Source organism: Nostoc sp. UCD121 (assembly GCF_014222285.1).
GTDB lineage: Bacteria > Cyanobacteriota > Cyanobacteriia > Cyanobacteriales > Nostocaceae > Nostoc.
In genome coordinates, this window is the sequence record NZ_JACKZS010000015.1 from 52,098 (window position 1) to 71,616 (window position 19,519).

Below are 19,519 nucleotides of genomic sequence, written 5' to 3' on the forward strand. Positions count from 1 at the left end.
TAAGGATCTAAATTATGATACGCTTCTAATACGTAAGCGCTGTTCGCATAGATTTAATAATGTTTTTGTAAAAGGACGACGTTCTAAAAATTGTGTGCTGATATGAATATGTCGTACTAATGTTAAGGTAATGTAGGATTCAATTGAAGTTTTGAATTCCTCGTTTGTAAGCTGAATAAATCTTTCAGTTAGGGCAGTTTCCCAATCGCTTAATGCTTCTGATCTGCCAAGGATGCGAAGGCTGTGTTCTTTAATATGACCAATGAAGTTACCGATATCAATCGCCGGATTACCTTCACAATATAAATCAAGGTCGATGAGATACAAACGAGAGCTATTAATAATCACTTGATCGGGATAAAAATCTCGATGGATGCCACAGCGTTTGAGTTCTGGAGTATTTTCTCCTAAATGATTACATGCTTCTAATATTTGTTCTAAGCGTTTTTTCCATTCTGGATATTGTTGCATCACCAATGGAATCCTTTCATTCAAGATTCGCAGTTCGTCTGACATGGTATGAGAACGGCGAGGAGGAATGTTAGTTTGGTGAAGTTTATGAGCAACTTCAGCAATTCGTTTTGCAAGGAAAAGGGTGTTGGTTTGAGTTAAGAATTGAGTAGCGATCGCTCCTTGAACTTTTCGCTGCAACCACATCTGCCATTCGGGGATTATTCCTACAGGTTGCGGTACTGAAATTCCATCAGCACTATCATCTGCAAATCCTTTTTGCCACAAGGATTTTTGTAATTCATAACTATTAAAGTCTGTTCCTTTAGCTCGGATTTTGCTAATTAGGGTAATGGTTTGCCCGTGATTATTGAGCAATTCATATTCAATCAAACAACGCCGCCCTGGTTTGTGACGGATGACTTGAATTTTTTGCAGTTGAGCATTTTGAACGATTGGCAAGTACTGAGTGAACCGTTGTTGTACTTCCAATGGATCAAGCGCTGCTGACAAAAATGGCATTTTAGGATCGGTTACACTGTTAAAGCGATCGCTGACGAAAACAGTCATATTTATTGGGTGTAAATCTAAAAACTCTTATCGTCTCTACGCTTCTGCGTGAGAAAATCAACTTGTAAATATGCAGCATCGTAGGATTATGTCACCAAAGGATTTGGCTTTTCCTCAGTTCGGATTGCAGTCTGCATTTGATACAATGCCGCATAGCGACCATTCTGTTGCATTAATTCCTGATGAGTGCCTTGTTCTAGCACCTGCCCATTTTCTATGTAAAGAATTATATCTGCGCGAGTTGCAAGATACAGATCGTGAGTAATTAAGAAGGTGGTGCGGTTTTGTGAGAGGCGTTGTAGAGCATCAACGATCGCTTTCTCGTTGCCTTGATCTAGCCCAGTCGTGGGTTCATCTAAAATCAAAATTGGAGCTTGACGAATAGCAGCACGGGCGATCGCAATTCGTTGGCGTTGTCCACCTGAAAGGGTTGCACCTCGTTCTCCCACAAGTGTGTTGTATCCTTGGGGTAAAGCTTGGATGAAATCATCAGCATTAGCTAGACGAGTGGCTGCTTCAATTTCCGCATCTGACACGCCGGCAATGCCGTAGGCAATATTTTCTCGAATGGTAGCGGCAAATAAGAGACTATCTTGCAAAACTACACTAATTTGTGGGCGCAATGATTCTAATGTGTACTCGCGGATATCCCGTCCATCAATCCTGATTTGACCCATCGTTGGGTCATAAAGTCGTAATAATAGACTTACTAAAGTAGATTTACCACCACCTGATGTACCAACGATCGCTACTTGCTGCCCTGGTTGAATCGTCAAATTAATATCTTCCAGCAGAACTTGTCCTGGTTCATAGGCAAAGTGAACGCGATCAAAACAAACCTCACCTCGGAAAATTGGAGCCGGTATTGCATCCGGCAAATCTCGGACATCAGGTTGCTGTGATAATACATCTAAAATTCGCTCACCAGAGGCAGCAGCTTTAGCGAGTCTTCCGGTGTACTTAGCAAAGTTCTGAACTGGCTTAAAGGCATTTTTGAGATAGGTGAGAAATACCAGCACATCACCCGGTGTCAGTGCATTTCGCAATGCCAGCCAAGAGCCATACCATAAAACAATTGCTGTTCCAAGTGCAATTACAACATCAACGGTTCGTTCGAGATGAGCTGCAAGGCGTTGGGTTTTGACGCTCTCCTTAAGGCTACGGTGATTTTGTTGAGAAAAAACTCGCGCAAAGGCATCTTGTAGTGAAAGGGCTTTGACCAATTTTATGGCAGCAATTGACTCAGCCGCCGTCGCCGCCACAGCCCCTTCTTGTTTGCGTTGCTTTAATGAAGACTCTCGAATTCGCTGACTCAGCCGATTTGTGACTAATGCAAACAACGGTAAGGTGAGCAGTGCCAGTAGGGTGAGGCTGCGATTTATCCAAAGCATCACGCTAATCATGCCAAACAGTGTAAGAATGCTCCCTACCAGTGGTAATGCTGCCGTGATCATAATTTCTTGCAGACGGCTAGCATCGCTACTTACACGAATAATTAAATCGCCGCTACGAGCTTTGGTGTGGTAACTCAAGGACAAATCTTGAAGATGACAATAGAGATGATTACGCACCTCAGTCATGACTCGGCTACCTACTGTTGCTAATCCAACGGTACTCCAATAGGCCGCAAGTGCGCGTAATCCGGTAATGACAAGGACTGTAACTGCTGAAACTGTCAGTAATGTAACTGGCTCCAGGCGATCAATTAATGGGATATTGGTAGGCCGATCGCCTCGAATTAGAACGTAATCAAAGACAAACTTTAGGGGCCACGGTTCCAGCACCCGTAGTCCGACATCCGCAACCAGAGCGATCGCAGAAATTAAAAGTAGTCCATACTGTTTGTGAATGTAAGGCCAGAAATAGCGTAATACTCCCCATAAACCGGGAATAGCTTTTTTCTGTGGCTTTGAACGTCCCATTTATCGTCTCACCTCCACTTGGAATTGAGGCGGGGTAGCTAATCCAGCTATATGCAAAATCTGTTGCGCGATCGCTTCCCAAGTGTGATGTTTTATGACTGTTTTCCGCGCCGCTTGTCCTAAAGAATGGCGCAAAGTAGGCGATCGCCACAATATTTCTAATGCCTCTGCTAAGGCGATCGCATCACCTGGTGGGCAAAGAATCCCATTCACCCCTGTGTCAATTAGCTCAAGCAATTGCCCAATACCACTAACAACTACTGGCAAACCAGCCGCCATATATTCATAAACTTTCAACGGTGAAAAGTAAAAATCGGATTCAGCCGGATATGGTGCAACAGCAACATCCATTACTGATAATAATTTCGGAATTTCATCAGGATTCACCGCTCCGGTGAATTGAGCATGAGCGTGTAATCCTCGTGCCAATAATTCGGCTTCGAGATTTTCCCGTTCGGGGCCATCGCCAACAATCAAAAGTTTGGCATTAAGAACTTTTTGATGCAGTTGAGCAAAAGCTGCTGTGAGAATTGGCAATCCATGCCACGGTTTCAATGTGCCGACAAATCCCACTGTAAAAGTTTCTGGTTGTGTTGAAAATACACGATTAAAAGTAGAGAAGCGATCGGGATTTACACCATTTGGTATAACATGAATTTTGCTATTTTTGACATACTTCATTAAGTAAATTTTCACTTCAGATGAAACAGCAATTAGTGCTGTAGCCGCTTGGAAAACCCGATTGGCAACCTGTTCAGCGCTGTGGTAATCAATCAAGCCGCGATGTTTTGCCTGTTCTGCAATCAGAGGTGAATTGACCTCTAATAATCCGGGAATTCCCATTGCTTGGGCAAATTCCATTGCGCTATAACTCCAAAGGGAGTAACGCTCATAAATTAGGTCAAATGGGCCAAACCTCTCCAAATCTAAACGCAAATCGGGATTAATCGATAAGGCGGCTTGCTCCCGCACAGCGCGTTCTAGTTTTGGGATGGCTGGAAGTTGATGAACTAAAACATTAGTTAAATCTGCGGGTGGCTTTCCACCAATGCGAGTGGCAAACAATTCAACTTGGATATTTTGCCGTTGCAATGCTCGAATTACTTCTTGGACATGAATAGAGCATCCTTTTTGCCCAAATACAGGAATTCCTGGATCGGCACAAATATAAGCAATTCGCACCCTCTAAACCTCCTGAACTACTTTTAAAGTCATGGCAGCATTCGGTTCAGCCGCATGGAATATTGCTCGTAATGCTGCGCTATTGCGATGAATGTCAAACTCAGATTCAATTAATTGTCTGGCTTGGGTTGACAACTTGACTCGCAAGGCGGGATTGGTAAGGAGTTTTTGAAGTGCGATCGCTAATTTCTCGGCATCATGTTGTGGGACAATTAATCCAGTCTGGCGATCGCGCACTAATTCAGGAATTCCAGTTACATCTGTACTCACACAGGGCGTTCCCAATGCCATCGCTTCGAGTAAAACTGTAGGTAAACCATCCCGGTTGCCATCTTGTCCGATAATATATGGAGCGGTAAACACAGCAGCTTGCTGCATCAATTGAAATACATCATTTTGGGGACGTGGGCCGACAATTTCCACAGTAGATTGCAACCCTAAATCTTGGATTTTTTGTTGTAATACAGCTTCTAATGATCCCGTTCCCACAATTTGACATTGAAAATCACAATTTATTCGCTTCAGAATCGCACAAGCATCTATCAATATAGATAGCCCTTTCTTCTCAATTAATCGACTGACTGAGAGAATCAATGGAGGACGATCAATCGGAGAAGAATATTGTAATTGTCGTAAATCTAAGCCATTGTAGATGCGTTGAACTCGTTTTACAGATGTACCATAAGTCTTTTGTAAATAATTGAGGTTATAGTCACTGACAGTTACGACAGTGGCAGCATCCTTGAGCTTACGTTGCATATCTTCGAATTCAACGCTTTCATGAAAGATGTCTTTAGCATGAGCGGTGAAGGTGTAGGGAATGCCCGTAAAGTGAGATGCTAACCGAGCTACACTGGTTGCGACAGTGCCAAAGTGAGCGTGCAAATGGGTGATGCCTTTGATTCGGGTTTCCCGTGCTAGCCATGCAGCTTGGTAAACGGTGCTAGCTTGTTCACCTTGAGCAAATACCAACTTTGACCAAAAATCTGGAATAACTTTACTGGCTTCTTGTAATTCTGCCCAAAAATAGCTTGCTGCTGTGGGAGTAAGACTATTTAGGGATTCACTCATGCGGCCTTGAATTGGCTTACGAATGTAGTTGACGGTAGCACGTACCTGGGAAATAATATTTTGAAAGTGAGTGTCACACGGTGGCCTCAAAGCAAAAATTTCAATATCTAAACCTGCCGCTTCATGAGCCAAAATTTCATTGACGACAAAGGTTTCAGAATAGCGGGGATAACGTTTAAGAATGTAACCAATACGGATTGACATAATTCGTAATTCATAATTAAGAAGGTTGTTTTTTAGGCTTCCCCATCTCCTTTCAAGAAGCTTGTTGGGATGAATGATTAGCAGAGATTAGTATTTCATTTACGAATTGGGGAATGCGGGTAAGTCCATCAAGATCGATACAATTACGGGCTTGTGGCGGCTCACCTTCTTGCATTAACCAATCTGTCAATGCTTGAGGTTTCAGATGATCTGGGTGTAGCATATCAACTAAACCAAGTGCCTGTAAGCGTTCGGCACGGATAAATTGCTCTCGACGGGGCTTGATTCGAGGTACAATCAGCGATCGCTTTTGAAATGACAGCAATTCGCAAGTTGTGTTGTAACCACCCATAGTAATGATGCGTTCAGCCTGATTCAGCAATAGCGTCGGTTCCGCTAAATATTTCAATACCCGCAAATTAGAACGTTTAGCAGCATACTTCTGAAGCTGTTGCTGTACTTCTCGCGGCATGAACGGCCCGGTCAAGATGATCCCACTCATCCCTGGTGGTAATTCAGCACAAGCAAATCTTTCTGCCAGACGCGCTCCATCTTGTCCGCCTCCCACCAAGCACAATACGAATCGTTCAGATGGCAAATTCAGTGATTTCAATGCCTGAACGCTATCCATATCTACGAATTTGAGGCGGTTACGCTGGTCAAGATAGCCAGTGTAGCGTAATTTGGCTAAAGTCTTCGGATTGAAATGATATTCCTGTGCTAGGTCATAAATGGCTGGATCACCATACACCCAAACCGCATCATAGTAGGTTTGAATCGCCTCTTCATTAGCTATTCTTTTCCACTCTCGATGCACAGAAGTAGGATCATCTAACACATCTCGTAAACCTAAAATACAGTGCGTTTTTCCTTGGGTACGTAAATAATTTAGTGTTGGTTCTAGCTCTCTCACCGCTCCTCGCGGTACATTATCCACAATCAGAATATCGGGTTTAAAAGTTTTGATGGTGGTAAGAATAACTTGCGATCGCAGCGTAATAATTTCCTGCAATGATAGATCCAATCGTCGTGCCTGATATTGCCCATCAATATTTTTGTGCAGAGCAGGTAAAGTCAAACAATCAACTCCTGGTAGTGTTGTTATATTGCTGGCATCCTGTATTCCACTAATCAGCAAAACATCAATTTCTAAGTCTGAACATCCTAAAGTTTGAGCAATCAACAAATTACGGCGCTTATGTCCCAGTCCCATTGTGTCATGCGAATATAAAGCAATGCGCCATTTACGAGGATTTCTAGATAAACTACTAATCTCTGAAGACGCTAAATTAGCCGACGTTCGTGCTATTTCTTTAACGGGGGGTAAAAAGTTTTTCATCTGTACTCCTGACCAAGTTTTAATCTGGTGGCTGACGACTTGCAAATTTAATTAGCAATTTTATTACAGGTAGTTTTTTAAATATTGAGTTAGTTTTTTAAATTAAAAAAAAGAAAAATATTCTGAGTATTCATAGTTATTTTGTAATAAAATGCGGATATTTCATCAACTTAATAATATTCTCCTTTGTAAAAATCAAATTTCAAGCTCATGCTTAAAATTAAGTTATCGGTTTATTAACGGAAGTTAAAAGCTACTTAATAACCTATCAATTTTTTATGAAAAATGCATGAAAAATTGATGAAAATTCTCTCATCAAAAACTAATTGATATATAGAAAAGCTTAATTCTAAGATTTAAAGACTGATAAAAAAGGTCGATAATCAAAATTTTATTCAGGTAAACAACTTGGTTTAAAACCCAAATAGCTATGTAAATACTTTCACTATTTGAGCAACTAAATTAACTTTAACAGATGAGTAGTAAATTTAATTAACATTAATTTTTGGCAAACAAAATATGAATTTAAACTATCTCAAATAAGGATGAGTAAAAATGAGCAATGTGGTAAAGCGTTTTTGCGATCGCTTGTCTGTTTTCAAAGTATCTCCTTTAATTTTAGTTTGGCAGCAAGTGTTTGGAGAAGCACGCACCCGAATTTTGCTCTGGTATTTGCTGATTTTAGGAATAACGTTTCTCATTTCCATCCCGATATTTCGCTATCAACTCTACCAGCGTATAAATCAGCGTGTTCGTCAAGATATAGAAGCAAACATGATGGCTTTCAAGGCGTTGATTAAGGGTGAAAAGTTTGTTACAGAAAATAGACTCACAAATTATGAATCAGAAGAAATATTGAACGAGTCAAAGCAATTTAACTCCTTACTCTCTGGAGACGAAAAAATTACTGCTCCAGCTTCTGTAGAAGATTTAATCAAACTTTTTAAAGCTTATTTATTGTATCGGCGGCCAGAAGAGGAATCTTACTTTATCACTTTTATAGATGGTGATTTTTATAAATCTAGTCCTAGCAAACGCCCTAAGCTTTTAGCCAGAGACTCATTACTAATGAGACGGTGGGCAAAACAGACCCAACCAGAACAGGGAGAACAAGAATTTTTTGCCCCTGATGCTAGTAATATCCTTTACATGGTGGAACCCATTACTATTAATGGACAAACACGGGGAGTCTTTGTTGTTGCCCACAATACTACCGGGGAAAGGACAGAAGCTCTAAAAGCAGCCGCTGTAATTATTGAAGTTTTCAGCTTAGTGTTTGTAGTGTCGTTAATCCTTACTTGGTTAGCTGCGGGGCGGATACTTGCTCCTCTGCGGACAATTTTAACTACGGCTCATGCTATCAGTGAGTCAGATTTAACTCAGCGTCTGCCTGCGCGAGGTAATGGAGAACTGGCAGAACTGGCAAAGACATTCAATGAAATGATGGACAGACTAGAAGCAGCCTTTGCTAGCCAACGTGAGTTTGTCAACGATGCTGGACACGAACTGAAAACTCCCATCACTATTGTTCGCGGACACCTAGAACTGATGGGAGATGATCCCCAAGAACAACAAGAAACTGTAACGCTGGTCATTGGAGAACTAGACCGGATGAGTCGTTTGGTTGATGATATGATTTTGCTGGCAAAAGCAGAACGCGCAGACTTTTTACAGGTAGCAACAGTAAATGTGGCAGATTTAACCAAAGAATTATTTGTTAAAGCTCAAGCACTGGCAGAGAGGGACTGGCAACTAGACTCTGTAGCTAAAGGTCAGATTGTTGTTGACCGACAAAGAATTACCGAAGCCGTGATGAATCTAGCCCAAAATGCTACTCAGCATACTAGGCAGAGTGATACTATTTCCATAGGTTCAGCGATCGCCAAAGGAAAGGTGCGCTTCTGGATACGCGATACAGGCGAAGGCATTCCACTGGTTGATCAAAAACGAATTTTTGAACGCTTTGCCCGATCTTACAACAGTCGCCGTCGTTCAGAGGGTGCTGGACTTGGGCTTTCTATCGTCCGAGCGATCGCAGAGGCTCACTTTGGACAAGTATTACTTCGTAGTCAGTTAGGAACAGGTTCGATGTTCACCATCGTTTTACCCCTCGATCCCCCCAAAAAATGAGTATCTATGCCCAACATTCTCATCGTTGAAGATGAACCCCGGATTGCCTCATTTATTCAAAAAGGATTGCGATCGCAAGGGTTCACAACAACAATTCTGACAGATGGGTTGTATGTGCTAGATGTAATGCAAAGTGGAACCTTTGACTTGTTAATTCTGGATTTAGGGTTGCCGGGAAAAGACGGATTTCAAGTACTCGAAGAACTGCGCGGACAGGGAGAAGACATACCTGTGATTATCCTCTCTGCTAGAAGTGATATTCACGACAAAGTTGCTGGGCTAGAAGGAGGTGCAGATGACTACGTTACCAAACCCTTCCGATTTGAAGAACTGTTGGCGCGGGTACGGTTACGGTTGCGAAGTACTAGACCTGCCAGAGATGCCCAAGAGTTTATCCTCAAAGCTGGTAATATGTACCTTAATTTGCGAACTCGACAGGTGAAAATAGGCGATCGCTTAATAGAACTACCTGCTCGTGAATTTGCTATGGCAGAAATGTTTTGCCGCCATCCAGGGCAAGTCATAAGTCGAGAACAACTCCTCGATTACGTTTGGGGTTACGACTACAACCCAGGTTCTAATATTGTCGATGTGTATGTCGGTTATCTCCGTAAAAAACTAGGCAGCAAACTGATTGAGACAGTTAGAGGTATGGGTTATCGCTTGCGAACGGAGTAATAAGTGCTGAGTGAAGAATTCTCCCCTTTAGGGACTTCCAAATAAAACAATATCCCAAAACTAACGCAAAAATTCTCTCTATCTCTTCTTTCTCTGTGTTCTCTGCGCCTCTGTGGTTCGTTTATTTGGATAATTTATTTCTTGGAAGTCCCTTATCCCCCTGATCTGCCTACTCCTCGACTGGAACGCATTCAAGTTCATCAAGGTCGTGATTGATTATGAAACAGCATCACAACTTCGAGGATCTGGCTTTTGGTCGATCAAATAGCTCTTTGCAATCAAATAACTCCAGTCCAAACACAAGCAATTCTAGATATTGGTTCAGCCATCTCAAAGTTGGTCAAAAGATTGGCATTGGATATGCACTAATTGTAAGCATTGCTGTACTGGGAACTAGCATAGGGTTTCTGATTGCAGATTATTACCAGCGACAAGCACAGAAGCGCGAAGAGGCGGCGATTGAAGAGTTATATAAGATGTATCAACTGAAAACCAGCGTGTTTCGTGTTCGTACCAACCAACACAAGCTGATTTTGTACATCGATCAACCAAAAAGATGGCAAGAACAATATAATTTGTTACTTAACTATGTTGAGCAAGCTAGACAAGTTTGGTTTGAGTTCAAAACTAACTACAGTATTGAGAACCTCACCATATATGATTCTGTAATTGAACAAGAAGCTGTTCATCGCTTGTTGCAGACCCACAAAGGCTTTGATACTTATTTACAGCGCACAGAGGTTCTGTTTAACGATCGCAATCCCAGTAAATTATCACCAAACGAAATTAGGACAGCACAAACTCAACTGTTCAATTTCATGCATAGCTCATCAATTTTTATGATTGATGATTTTCTCGATGACATCACAAACCTTGTTGAAGTCATAGCCGAGGAGTATCAGCAAGCAAATTGGGAACTACGAAGGGCAGAAAAATTACGTCTAAATATTATTTTAGGCAGCTTGTTAGTGTCGATCGCGATCGCCACATTATTAGCAATTTTCACTAGTCAGGCCATTGCCCGTCCTATTCAAGCAGTCACTCATGTTGCTCAACAGGTTACAGAGGAATCTAATTTTGATTTACAAGCACCCGTAACGACTAATGATGAAGTTGGGATCTTGGCTAATTCGCTCAATCGTTTAATTTTGGAAGTTCAGCAACTGATCACAGTCCAAAATGCTGCTAACGAACAGCTAGAAGTATACAACCAGGTACTAGAAGAGAAAGTACGCGAACGAACACGGGAGTTAAATGAGAAAAATCTCAGCTTAAAGATGGCATTAGAGGAATTGCAACGTACTCAAGTTCAACTTGGAGAAACTGAGGAAAATGCCGATAAAAGCTGAAAAATAAATCTTTTGGCCCGGAAATTGCCTAGATGTCACCCCAAATAGTCAATTAATCCCCAGTGTGGCAACACTATATTTCACCAGAAATCCTTGCCAAAAAGCCATTCGTTAATTTATCGCTACACAATAGCCATCCGCAACTGCTAATTGCTATTGTCAAAATTCTAAGCAGTGAATTATCAAACTAGACCCCATAGGCTGCCGTTTTTTTGTTAGTATTCAAAAAAACCTATTGACACATTTTCAGATCAATTGTTTGTGATTTGTAAGTAAATGTAAACAATTGTTTCCAAAGAAAAAAAGCACCTGAGGTTTAATGACTGATTATTTCCAAGGAAATTTCCCATTACAATCCGTTCCACTGACGAAGAGTGTGGTTAAGAGCCACGCCCATACCGAAGAGGAGAGCGGAAAATTAGCTGCAACGATAGCAGTTGCTGGATCAGACCGCAAAGCAGGTGAGATTATATTGCTAAAAGTAGCAGAGGTATCTTACCTAGCGGATTACTTTGTGATGATGACTGGCTATTCTAGGGTACAAGTCAGAGCGATCGCTCAAGCAATTGAAGGAAAAGTTGAAACTGAATTGCAACGTCGTCCCATAAGGACAGAAGGAAAACTAGAGGGGAGTTGGGTATTACAAGACTATGGTGATGTGATCGTTCACATTATGATGCCCAAAGAACGGGAGTTTTATAATTTAGAAGCGTTCTGGATTCATGCAGAACGTATTTCCCTTCCAGAATCTGATGAGGGTGAAGGTAAGCCAACATGATTAGGTCTTCGGTTTCAAATTGCCCAGTTCCCACAGACCAACAACCGCTCAATGAGTACGAAGAGTTAAAAACTTCCTGGCTGTTTCGTGATAGCACTTTAGATTTGCGCGAGTATATCACGAAAATAGCTTGGATTTGGGGGTTATCTTGGCTGATCGCAGCACCTGTGGCAGCAGCAAGTTTTCCTCCCCACAAGTATATTGCACATTTTATCCTTTGTGGTGCAGCAGCAGCCAGTGTCGGGGTCGTACTGGCACTGGTAAGATTATACTTAGGCTGGTTCTACGTGTGCGATCGCCTTGGCAGTCCCACAGTATTTTATGAAGAGTCCGGCTGGTACGACGGCCAAACTTGGACGAAACCACAGGAAATCCTTAACCGCGATCGCTTAATTGTTGCATACGAAATCAAACCCATATTGCGGCGATTGCAATTTACCTTCGCTGGCTTGGCGGGAATGTACGTTACTGGTACGATAGTTTGGCATTTGTTTTAAAAAGTCATTAGTCATTGGTCATTAGCTAAGGACTAATGACTAATGACCAATGACTAAATTAATTAAAAAAAGGTGATAAATATAAACCCATGACAATGGGAAAACGAACTCAAGCCACAGCACTGGAAGTCCGGTTGCTGCGGGAAGGTATTATTGAATCCAGGCATATAGTCCAGGCTGTAGTATGCGACGATCGGGGACGCGTTCTAACCGTTGCCGGCAATTCTGAAACTGCTGCATTTATCCGTTCAGCCCTCAAACCATTTCAGGCACTCGCAGTCACTACCACAGGTACACTGGAACGTTATCAACTCAGCGATCGCGACTTAGCGATTATGACAAGTTCCCATAAAGGAAGAATAGATCAAGTCCGACAGGTGTTTAACATCCTGTGGCGGGCTGATCTTGACCCCACCATACTCCAGTGTCCAATTCCTGAAGGTAAGCACAGTCCTCTGGAATACAATTGCTCTGGAAAACATGCGGGAATGTTAGCTGTTTGTCAGCAACGCCGTTGGCCCTTGAATAACTACTTGGATCGCAAGCACCCAATACAGCAATTGATTTTGGGCAAAGTAGCAGAGTTGCTGCGAATGCCAGCAGCAGAATTTATCAGCGCTCATGATGACTGTGGCGCACCAACTTATTTGATGCAACTCGGTCACATGGCATCTTTATATGCGCTGCTAGCCTCTAGTACCAATTTGGATATGGAGCGCATCGTTCGGGCTATGACTCATCACCCCGCGATGGTAGCAGGAGATGGAGAATTTGATACCGAACTAATGCGCTTAACTCCAGGAGAACTGGTTAGTAAAAGTGGTGCTGAAGGAGTTCAGTGCATTGGTAGACTCGGTGAAGGCTTGGGATTAGCAATCAAAGTCATGGATGGGACAAAACGAGCAAAACATGCCGTTGCTATTCATTTACTCAAGCAAATGGGTTGGATTAGTCCTAGCGCCGCCGAAAGCCTCTCAGAAAAATTTGCCACCTTGGGAAAATACACGCGTTTAGAAGTAATTGGAGAATTATCGTTTTTATAGTTGCCAAACTCTTGACTATAGGTTATTATAAATAAGTCGAGAGCAACGCGGGATAGAGCAGCCTGGTAGCTCGTCGGGCTCAACGGGCAAAGTTAACTACACGCTTATTAGTTAATCTTGCTATGGGCGGCACATAAAGAAACTTATGTGCGTTTATCTGTCAAACTCGGGGAAGCCAATAGCGCGGTAATCCCGAACCAAGCTCCAGGAATGGAGAAGGTGTAGAGACTGGAAGGCAGACACCCTAACGATAATGACGAGGGTGAAGGGACAGTCCAGACCACAAACCAGTATAACTGGGCAACGAAAGTTGTAGTTGGTAAGCATAACCCGAAGGTCAGTGGTTCAAATCCACTTCCCGCCACCAAATTAAAATAAAACCCCCGAATTTGAAAAGATTCTGGGGTTTTATTTTATTATTTTTATTTTGCAGATGGACACAAAGCTTAGAGGAGACATAGCAGAACAAGCTGCTGTTCTTCATGCCTTAAAGCGTGGTTGGGGAGTTTTAAAACCTTTTGGCGATCGCCTAGCTTACGATCTAGCATTTGATGTAGAGGGAACTATAATTAAAATCCAAGTCAAATACGCTTGGTTGGATGAGCCTTCTGGGAATTATGTTGTAGATAATCGCCGTACTAAAACCAATCGGCGGCTGATGGTTCGAGAAGTATATCAGCTATCAGACTTTGATTTTGCCTTAGTATATATAGAAAAACTTGATCTATTCTATGTCTTCCCCGTAGATGTGTTCATAGATTATGGGAGCGAAGTACATCTTGTTGAGGCTGAAAAACGACAGCGCAAAACGCGTTCAGCACAATATAGAAATGCTTGGGAGTTAATTTTACAGGCATCTATAGGTAAAGAAAGTTGTGTTAGATCGCCTGTTAAATTCCCAGAAGCAGGAATTTAATCTATTCTGGAAGAAATAGCCATCTAAAAGGCGCGGAGAATCATGGTTGTGAAGTTGCAGCGACCAATTTTAGTGGGAGGATTGGGACTTTCCTTTTCTCTGTGGATGTTGGACAGTTGGCACGATTCGATAGTGCAGGTGGGTGAGTTTGGTTTGTTGAGTGCCTTAGCTGTAGGCGGTGGTTTGTGGTTATTCCAGCAAAATCGCCCGAAAGACAGTTTAAAGCAGCTAAATGATATGCTCGTAGATCGGGCGACTGTGGAAAGTGCGATCGCTAAAACTGAAACTGTAATTAACCAACTGGCACAAGAATCAGAAAACCATCCGGCGTTACAGACACTGCGAGAACAAATTGCCCAATTGTTGTTGGAATTAGACAGACAAGAAATTAAAGTGGCTGTGACTGGCGGTAAATCCGTAGGTAAAAGTACCTTAATTCAAGCTTTAAAGCAAATAGAGATACAAAATTTGGTGTCTTTAGAAGAGACAACACCTTTATTTAGAGAAACGGGTGGCAATTCAGATGCAGCTGTTTTAGCAGAAGTTGCAAAATCAGATTTTGTTCTATTTCTGACAAACGGTGATTTGACAGACTCAGAATTTCAAACCTTACAGCAGTTAAAAGCAGCAAATCAGCCGACAATCCTGGTTTTCAACAAACAAGACCAGTATTTAGCCGATGAAAGCGCCAGTATCTTGCTGTCATTGAAACAGCGAATGCAGGGAAATGTAGTTGCAACAGCCGCCTCTCCCATAGCCATCAAAGTCCGAAAGCATGAGGCTGATGGTGCTGTGCAAGAGTGGATGGAACAACCAACAGCAGATATCCAGCAGTTGACTCAGCATTTGGGTGAAGTTTTTGCACAGCAAAGACAACGCTTGGTTTGGGTAACAACCATGAGGAAAGCCGGGTTGTTGAAAGCTGAGGCGAAAAACTGGCTGAATGGAACCAGACGCGATCGCGCTATCCCAATTATTGAACAATATCAATGGATAGCTGCGGCTGCTGCCTTTGCTAACCCAGTTCCAGCCCTTGATATTCTAGCGACTGCGGCAATTAATGCTCAAATGGTAATGGATTTGGGTAATATCTATCAGCAGAAGTTTTCCCTAGAACAAGCACAAACTGTAGCTGGAACAATGGGAAGTTTGATGCTGAAACTGGGTTTAGTTGAACTTTCTACAAAGGCGATTAGTACTGTTCTTAAAAGTAATGCCGTTACCTTTGTTGCTGGTGGCGTAGTGCAGGGAGTAAGTGCAGCTTATCTGACTAGAGTTGCAGGGTTAAGTCTAGTTGAATATTTCCAACAGCAGGAAATAGCAATAGATTCTGGAACTGGTTTGAATTTGGAGAATTTGCGGCAAACATTGCAAAAAGTTTTTCAGCAAAATCAGCAGATTGGTTTTTTGCAGGGATTTGTTAAGCAAGGCGTGAAGCGTTTGTTGCCAGAAGTGCAGCAGGTTGAAGTTGTAGGTATTCAGAAGGCTGTAGGATAATTTCACTTACTTATTGCTTTAGAAACCTAAAATTTACCCAAGCCGATTATGGGCTTGGGTATATCTAATAATTATTGCGAAAGTTGGGAGTTACCAAACAATTGTGAATAAGGGTAGTTAGCTAAACAGCGCCACTGTTTCTATTAAATAGAATAGTTATAGTTTTGAAAATTAGCTTTAAATCGTACACCAAACTCCAATTTTTTTGATACTGCAAATCTAGGCGAATTACATCTTCAAAACTACGGACTGTAGACCGTCCATTGACTTGCCATTCGCCAGTCATACCAGGCTTCACATCTAAACGTTGCCACTCCGGTACTTCATAACGTTCCACTTCATCGGGTGTAGGTGGTCGAGTGCCTACTAAACTCATTTCTCCTTTGAGGACGTTCCAAAATTGCGGTAATTCATCAAGACTAGTTCGCCGTAAAAAGCGCCCTACCTTGGTAATTCTGGGATCATTTTCATTCTTGAAAAATGCACCTTGCACTTGGTTTTTTACTTGGGATTTCCTTGCTTCTGCATCCACACACATGGAACGGAATTTCCAAATTTCAAACCGCTTTCCCATCCAACCACAACGGGTTTGACTAAAGAAAATAGGGCCAGGATCGTTAATTTGAATAGCGATCGCAATCGGAATAAACAAAACTCCTGTAATTAATAAACCAACCACAGACCCGACAATATCTAAGAACCTTTTCATCCAAGATGCTACAGAAGGGTGAGTAGTGGGTAACGGCTCTACTTTACGAGAAGTTGTCTTCCGATGATCAACTAAGTCTTCTGGTTCTATTAGTAATCCTTCGTCAACCGACTCTAAGGGAAAAACTTGATCCAATCCCGTGAGTTTTAAGACTGCCATGACTTGAGGTGTTACATTCCGCAGTGTTAATGTAATTCCTTTAGTCTGAGCGTATTTAAAATTACTGACTAGGGCACCTAAACCACTACTATCCATAAAAGTAGTTTGGTGAAAGTCAATGATGATCTGTTTTGGATGTGAATTGGGCCCAATTAAGCTTTGGCAGGTTTGCTTAAAGTCTAAAGCCTCCAGCACGCTCAACCGCGCGGGCACCTGCATTATAGCCGTGTCGTTTAGGGAATTAACTGGAAAATCGACCTCTGTCGGTTGGCTAGTCATGAAGCTCTGCACTTTCGTTGCCATGTATAATGTAATCTGCCAAACATTATTTTGTCCTACAAAATTACTTAACCTAATATTTAGAATCAGTAGTAATAAGGACTAATTTTTCTTTACCGGGGCTGAGATTGGAGATCGCTAGCGACGATTCACAATAGAACAAGAAGCCAAGAAACATCCTTGCTGTTGTGTCGACGCAGCGCGATCGCGTTGCTCTCATCAAATCAAATGATTGCTAAAACTACGGTTACACCTACCGCACGCCTAGTTGAGGTCTTTTCTGCCATTCAAGGGGAAGGACTGAATGTAGGGACACGTCAAATATTTATTCGTTTTGCATTGTGTGATTTGCGCTGCCACTTTTGTGATAGTGCCCACACTTGGAATGCACCTGCTACTTGTCGGATAGAGCGATCGCCTGGATTGCGCGACTTTGAAATCCACTCTAACCCTGTTCCATTACCCATATTAATTGAATGGGTGGAACAGCAAAATCTACCTTGTCTACACGATAGCATTAGCTTAACTGGGGGTGAACCACTTCTTCATGCCCCATTTCTAACGCAGTTTCTACCCCAAGTGCGAGCCATAACTGGTTTACCCATATACTTAGAAACTGGCGGGCATCGCTCAGAACAACTAGCGATGATTCTTCCCTATCTAGACTCTGTGGGTATGGATTTCAAATTGCCTAGTGTTAGCGGCGAAAGCCATTGGCAAGAACATGCTAAATTTCTCCAATTATGTCATGACTCATATTTAAATGTTTTTGTCAAGATAATTGTGTCTCAAAACACAGATCCAGCCGAGTTAGAACGTTCAGCTTCGTTGGTGGCAGAGGTTAGTCCAGATATCTCAGTATTTTTACAACCTGTTACGCCTTTAGCAGTATCTGAACAATTCTCCCCAACACTTATGCTTGCGCCTACCGCCGATCAAGTTTTAACGTGGCAAGCTTTGATGAAGGGGTTTGTCAAGCACGTGCGTGTGATCCCTCAGACGCATAAAATGCTGAACCAACTGTAAAAGCTTCTGTAAAATTTGAGTTTGATAAAGATGTAGTCAAGAAAAAAGTAAGATTCTGTGAAATGGGCATTGCTGCCGCTAATCAGCAGGGCAGCAGCCCCTCAGTAGACATTCCCAGTCCAAGGCAGAATTAGGAGTGAGGAGTTTGAAGTTTAGATTTCACTCCTAATTGTAGAGACGCGATTAATCGCGTCTCCCCTAAATTACAACCCGCCTTCATCTGGAGTTTTGGATTTAGCTTTTGCCTTATTAGCACTGCGTTTGAGGGCAGATAGTCTTGCTTCGTATCTTGACCGTTGGCGCTTGCTAGGAGTATTGTCAATCAGGGTTTTTAAGGCGCTACCGAGACTCTTGTAGGCATTGGGGAGGCTATAACCAAAACGAGTTGCCAAAGCGATCGCTTTCTCATCAGCATTGAGCAATTCTTTTAGTTGCTTTTCCCCATTATTCTTTTGGTACAGTCGCCAGCCTGACACGCCACACAGCGACAAAGCTAACACCAGCAGCAATCCATCTTGTACCCACAATTCGCCGACAGCACCACCTAAACCGATGGCTAATGCTGCCATTTCCCAACCATCTTTAGGAATTGTGTCATTTTGAACGCGAGCAACTTCATGCCAGAACAGCAGATTACGCTGATCCATTGCGAGGGCATCCCATTTCACCAAGTCAATTTGAATTTCTACCTGGTCTTTACCAATTTCTTCGCAACGAACCAGGGGTGGATTGACCTCAGTTGTGCCTTCAACCGTGACCCAGCTCTGTAATTCTGGCGGTAGTAAGCCTTTCAACCGCCGTAGTTCACTCATTTCCGCTTTAGCAGAGGAGGTTGCATAGGATGTCATAATATCCAGCCCCAGAAAATTTCAGTATATAGTGAGGGTATCACTTTGGAGTATAGCTATTTAAGTGATGATCCGTCTCAGTCGTTGGGAAAACTTCCTCGCTTTTTCCGTGCCTCCATTGCCTTTTCTAGCAAATCTAGCAATCCTGGAGCTTCTTCTTGGATAGTGAGTAACAGTCTTTCGCCAAGTTCTATATTCCCCGGATCAAGACCCGTTGCCATCACTTCTTTGAGGCGAGGTATGGCTATGCCATCTACAATCTGAATTAACCCACTCAGACAACGGTGAAATTGCTTTTCTGTGAGAATCGAGTCTTCTAGAGGAAACTCAATAATGGCACGAATTTCACCATCGGATGGGTCATACTCCCATTGCAACATTTTGGTTTCCCAGGAAATGGCAAGCATCGTCTGTAGGATAACCCCCTTGTGAGGGTGGTCTTGAATTCCTGACAGAACTTGAGGGGCGAATACCCGAAAAAATTTTCCCTCTTCATCCAACTGGACAACTATCAGAAAATCTTCTAGGTTATCGGCTTCTACACCTGTTATTATCCGGTCTTCTTCATCATCAAAACGGTAGTCCCAACCAAGGTTGTCTAAATAGTTGGCAATCTGTTTGAGGTTAGCTCCCATAAAAGCCTCATAAGGAACGTGGAGCAGTTGTTACCAGACCTAGTTTAACCTGCTAGGGGTAGTTGTTTAGGTTGGTGTGGCTACAAGCGATCGCATCAAAGTATGCAATTAGGGCATGGGGTATGGGGCATGGGGCATTGAAATAAGATAAACAGATTTTCATGCTGGGCTGTGAATAAGATTTCCTGGGGTTCTTTTGCTAATTCTTAAAGAAGCGCTAAATATATTCTTATAAAT

Annotated in this window: 17 protein-coding genes; 9 read left to right on the forward strand and 8 right to left on the reverse strand. The window is 42.4% G+C overall.

Features of this window, described 5'->3' with window-relative positions:
- Window positions 1-12 precede the first annotated feature (12 nt).
- The 5 genes from GNF10_RS05595 to GNF10_RS05615 all read right to left on the reverse strand — a co-directional run bounded on the left by GNF10_RS05595 (window position 13) and on the right by GNF10_RS05615 (window position 6,738).
- Window positions 13-1,020 carry a phosphotransferase family protein gene (locus GNF10_RS05595; RefSeq protein ID WP_185584992.1) on the reverse strand — a complete coding sequence of 336 codons (1,008 nt, stop codon included), beginning with the start codon at window positions 1,018-1,020 and terminating at the stop codon, window positions 13-15.
- 86 nt (window positions 1,021-1,106) lie between these two features.
- Entirely contained in the window at window positions 1,107-2,942 is a 1,836-nt protein-coding gene (locus GNF10_RS05600) for an ABC transporter ATP-binding protein (RefSeq protein ID WP_185584993.1), read from the reverse strand.
- On the reverse strand, window positions 2,943-4,124 hold the full coding sequence (locus GNF10_RS05605; RefSeq protein WP_185584994.1) for a glycosyltransferase family 4 protein: 1,182 nt from the start codon (window positions 4,122-4,124) through the stop codon (window positions 2,943-2,945).
- A gap of 3 nt (window positions 4,125-4,127) precedes the next feature.
- On the reverse strand, window positions 4,128-5,399 hold the full coding sequence (locus GNF10_RS05610) for a glycosyltransferase (RefSeq protein WP_185584995.1): 1,272 nt from the start codon (window positions 5,397-5,399) through the stop codon (window positions 4,128-4,130).
- 52 nt (window positions 5,400-5,451) lie between these two features.
- A complete protein-coding gene (locus GNF10_RS05615; RefSeq protein ID WP_185584996.1) occupies window positions 5,452-6,738 on the reverse strand; it encodes a glycosyltransferase family protein in 1,287 nt (428 codons plus the stop codon).
- A 555-nt stretch (window positions 6,739-7,293) separates the two neighbouring features.
- On the opposite strand from GNF10_RS05615, the gene GNF10_RS05620 reads away from it, so the two are divergent.
- From GNF10_RS05620 to GNF10_RS05655, 8 genes are all read left to right on the forward strand, one after another.
- Entirely contained in the window at window positions 7,294-8,868 is a 1,575-nt protein-coding gene (locus GNF10_RS05620) for a cell wall metabolism sensor histidine kinase WalK (protein WP_185584700.1), read from the forward strand.
- A gap of 6 nt (window positions 8,869-8,874) precedes the next feature.
- Entirely contained in the window at window positions 8,875-9,546 is a 672-nt protein-coding gene (locus GNF10_RS05625; protein ID WP_185584699.1) for a response regulator transcription factor, read from the forward strand.
- Window positions 9,547-9,764: 218 nt separating this feature from the next.
- The gene (locus GNF10_RS05630) at window positions 9,765-10,895 is read left to right on the forward strand and encodes a HAMP domain-containing protein (protein WP_185584698.1); all 1,131 of its coding nucleotides are present in this window, start codon (window positions 9,765-9,767) and stop codon (window positions 10,893-10,895) included.
- Between the two features lie 319 nt (window positions 10,896-11,214).
- Window positions 11,215-11,673 carry a ribosome silencing factor gene (gene rsfS, locus GNF10_RS05635; protein ID WP_185584697.1) on the forward strand — a complete coding sequence of 153 codons (459 nt, stop codon included), beginning with the start codon at window positions 11,215-11,217 and terminating at the stop codon, window positions 11,671-11,673.
- Window positions 11,670-12,170: a CGLD27 family protein gene (locus tag GNF10_RS05640; RefSeq protein WP_185584696.1), complete on the forward strand. Its 501-nt coding sequence runs from the start codon at window positions 11,670-11,672 to the stop codon at window positions 12,168-12,170. Before rsfS ends, GNF10_RS05640 begins: the two co-directional genes overlap by 4 nt.
- Before the next feature lie 89 nt (window positions 12,171-12,259).
- On the forward strand, window positions 12,260-13,213 hold the full coding sequence (locus tag GNF10_RS05645) for an asparaginase (protein ID WP_185584695.1): 954 nt from the start codon (window positions 12,260-12,262) through the stop codon (window positions 13,211-13,213).
- A 433-nt stretch (window positions 13,214-13,646) separates the two neighbouring features.
- Complete coding sequence (locus GNF10_RS05650; RefSeq protein WP_185584694.1) at window positions 13,647-14,129, forward strand: group I intron-associated PD-(D/E)XK endonuclease; 483 nt, start codon at window positions 13,647-13,649, stop codon at window positions 14,127-14,129.
- 42 nt (window positions 14,130-14,171) lie between these two features.
- Window positions 14,172-15,626, forward strand: a complete 1,455-nt coding sequence (locus GNF10_RS05655) for a YcjF family protein (RefSeq protein ID WP_185584693.1) — start codon at window positions 14,172-14,174, stop codon at window positions 15,624-15,626.
- A gap of 121 nt (window positions 15,627-15,747) precedes the next feature.
- Here GNF10_RS05655 and GNF10_RS05660 read toward each other — a convergent pair whose 3' ends face one another.
- Window positions 15,748-16,797 (reverse strand): sugar transferase, encoded by a 1,050-nt coding sequence (locus tag GNF10_RS05660; RefSeq protein WP_185584692.1) that lies wholly within the window; start codon window positions 16,795-16,797, stop codon window positions 15,748-15,750.
- 204 nt (window positions 16,798-17,001) lie between these two features.
- Between GNF10_RS05660 and GNF10_RS05665 the strand changes: the two genes are divergently transcribed.
- Window positions 17,002-17,799, forward strand: a complete 798-nt coding sequence (locus GNF10_RS05665; protein WP_179075614.1) for a 7-carboxy-7-deazaguanine synthase QueE — start codon at window positions 17,002-17,004, stop codon at window positions 17,797-17,799.
- Between the two features lie 203 nt (window positions 17,800-18,002).
- Here GNF10_RS05665 and GNF10_RS05670 read toward each other — a convergent pair whose 3' ends face one another.
- Both GNF10_RS05670 and GNF10_RS05675 read right to left on the reverse strand, forming a co-directional pair.
- On the reverse strand, window positions 18,003-18,647 hold the full coding sequence (locus tag GNF10_RS05670) for a DUF3318 domain-containing protein (RefSeq protein WP_012410672.1): 645 nt from the start codon (window positions 18,645-18,647) through the stop codon (window positions 18,003-18,005).
- Window positions 18,648-18,724: 77 nt separating this feature from the next.
- Window positions 18,725-19,282 carry a hypothetical protein gene (locus tag GNF10_RS05675; protein WP_185584691.1) on the reverse strand — a complete coding sequence of 186 codons (558 nt, stop codon included), beginning with the start codon at window positions 19,280-19,282 and terminating at the stop codon, window positions 18,725-18,727.
- Window positions 19,283-19,519: the final 237 nt, after the last annotated feature.

Excerpts from the sequence above, each read along its gene's own strand:
- GNF10_RS05600 (WP_185584993.1), bottom strand. The coding sequence starts at position 2,942 with ATGGGACGTTCAAAGCCACAGAAAAAAGCTATTCCCGGTTTATGGGGA.
- GNF10_RS05625 (WP_185584699.1), top strand. The coding sequence starts at position 8,875 with ATGCCCAACATTCTCATCGTTGAAGATGAACCCCGGATTGCCTCATTT.
- GNF10_RS05670 (WP_012410672.1), bottom strand. The coding sequence starts at position 18,647 with ATGACATCCTATGCAACCTCCTCTGCTAAAGCGGAAATGAGTGAACTA.
- rsfS (WP_185584697.1), top strand. The coding sequence starts at position 11,215 with ATGACTGATTATTTCCAAGGAAATTTCCCATTACAATCCGTTCCACTG.
- GNF10_RS05645 (WP_185584695.1), top strand. The coding sequence starts at position 12,260 with ATGACAATGGGAAAACGAACTCAAGCCACAGCACTGGAAGTCCGGTTG.
- GNF10_RS05660 (WP_185584692.1), bottom strand. The coding sequence starts at position 16,797 with ATGGCAACGAAAGTGCAGAGCTTCATGACTAGCCAACCGACAGAGGTC.
- GNF10_RS05650 (WP_185584694.1), top strand. The coding sequence starts at position 13,647 with ATGGACACAAAGCTTAGAGGAGACATAGCAGAACAAGCTGCTGTTCTT.
- GNF10_RS05665 (WP_179075614.1), top strand. The coding sequence starts at position 17,002 with ATGATTGCTAAAACTACGGTTACACCTACCGCACGCCTAGTTGAGGTC.
- GNF10_RS05620 (WP_185584700.1), top strand. The coding sequence starts at position 7,294 with ATGAGCAATGTGGTAAAGCGTTTTTGCGATCGCTTGTCTGTTTTCAAA.
- GNF10_RS05655 (WP_185584693.1), top strand. The coding sequence starts at position 14,172 with ATGGTTGTGAAGTTGCAGCGACCAATTTTAGTGGGAGGATTGGGACTT.
- GNF10_RS05595 (WP_185584992.1), bottom strand. The coding sequence starts at position 1,020 with ATGACTGTTTTCGTCAGCGATCGCTTTAACAGTGTAACCGATCCTAAA.
- GNF10_RS05640 (WP_185584696.1), top strand. The coding sequence starts at position 11,670 with ATGATTAGGTCTTCGGTTTCAAATTGCCCAGTTCCCACAGACCAACAA.
- GNF10_RS05630 (WP_185584698.1), top strand. The coding sequence starts at position 9,765 with ATGAAACAGCATCACAACTTCGAGGATCTGGCTTTTGGTCGATCAAAT.
- GNF10_RS05610 (WP_185584995.1), bottom strand. The coding sequence starts at position 5,399 with ATGTCAATCCGTATTGGTTACATTCTTAAACGTTATCCCCGCTATTCT.
- GNF10_RS05615 (WP_185584996.1), bottom strand. The coding sequence starts at position 6,738 with ATGAAAAACTTTTTACCCCCCGTTAAAGAAATAGCACGAACGTCGGCT.
- GNF10_RS05675 (WP_185584691.1), bottom strand. The coding sequence starts at position 19,282 with ATGGGAGCTAACCTCAAACAGATTGCCAACTATTTAGACAACCTTGGT.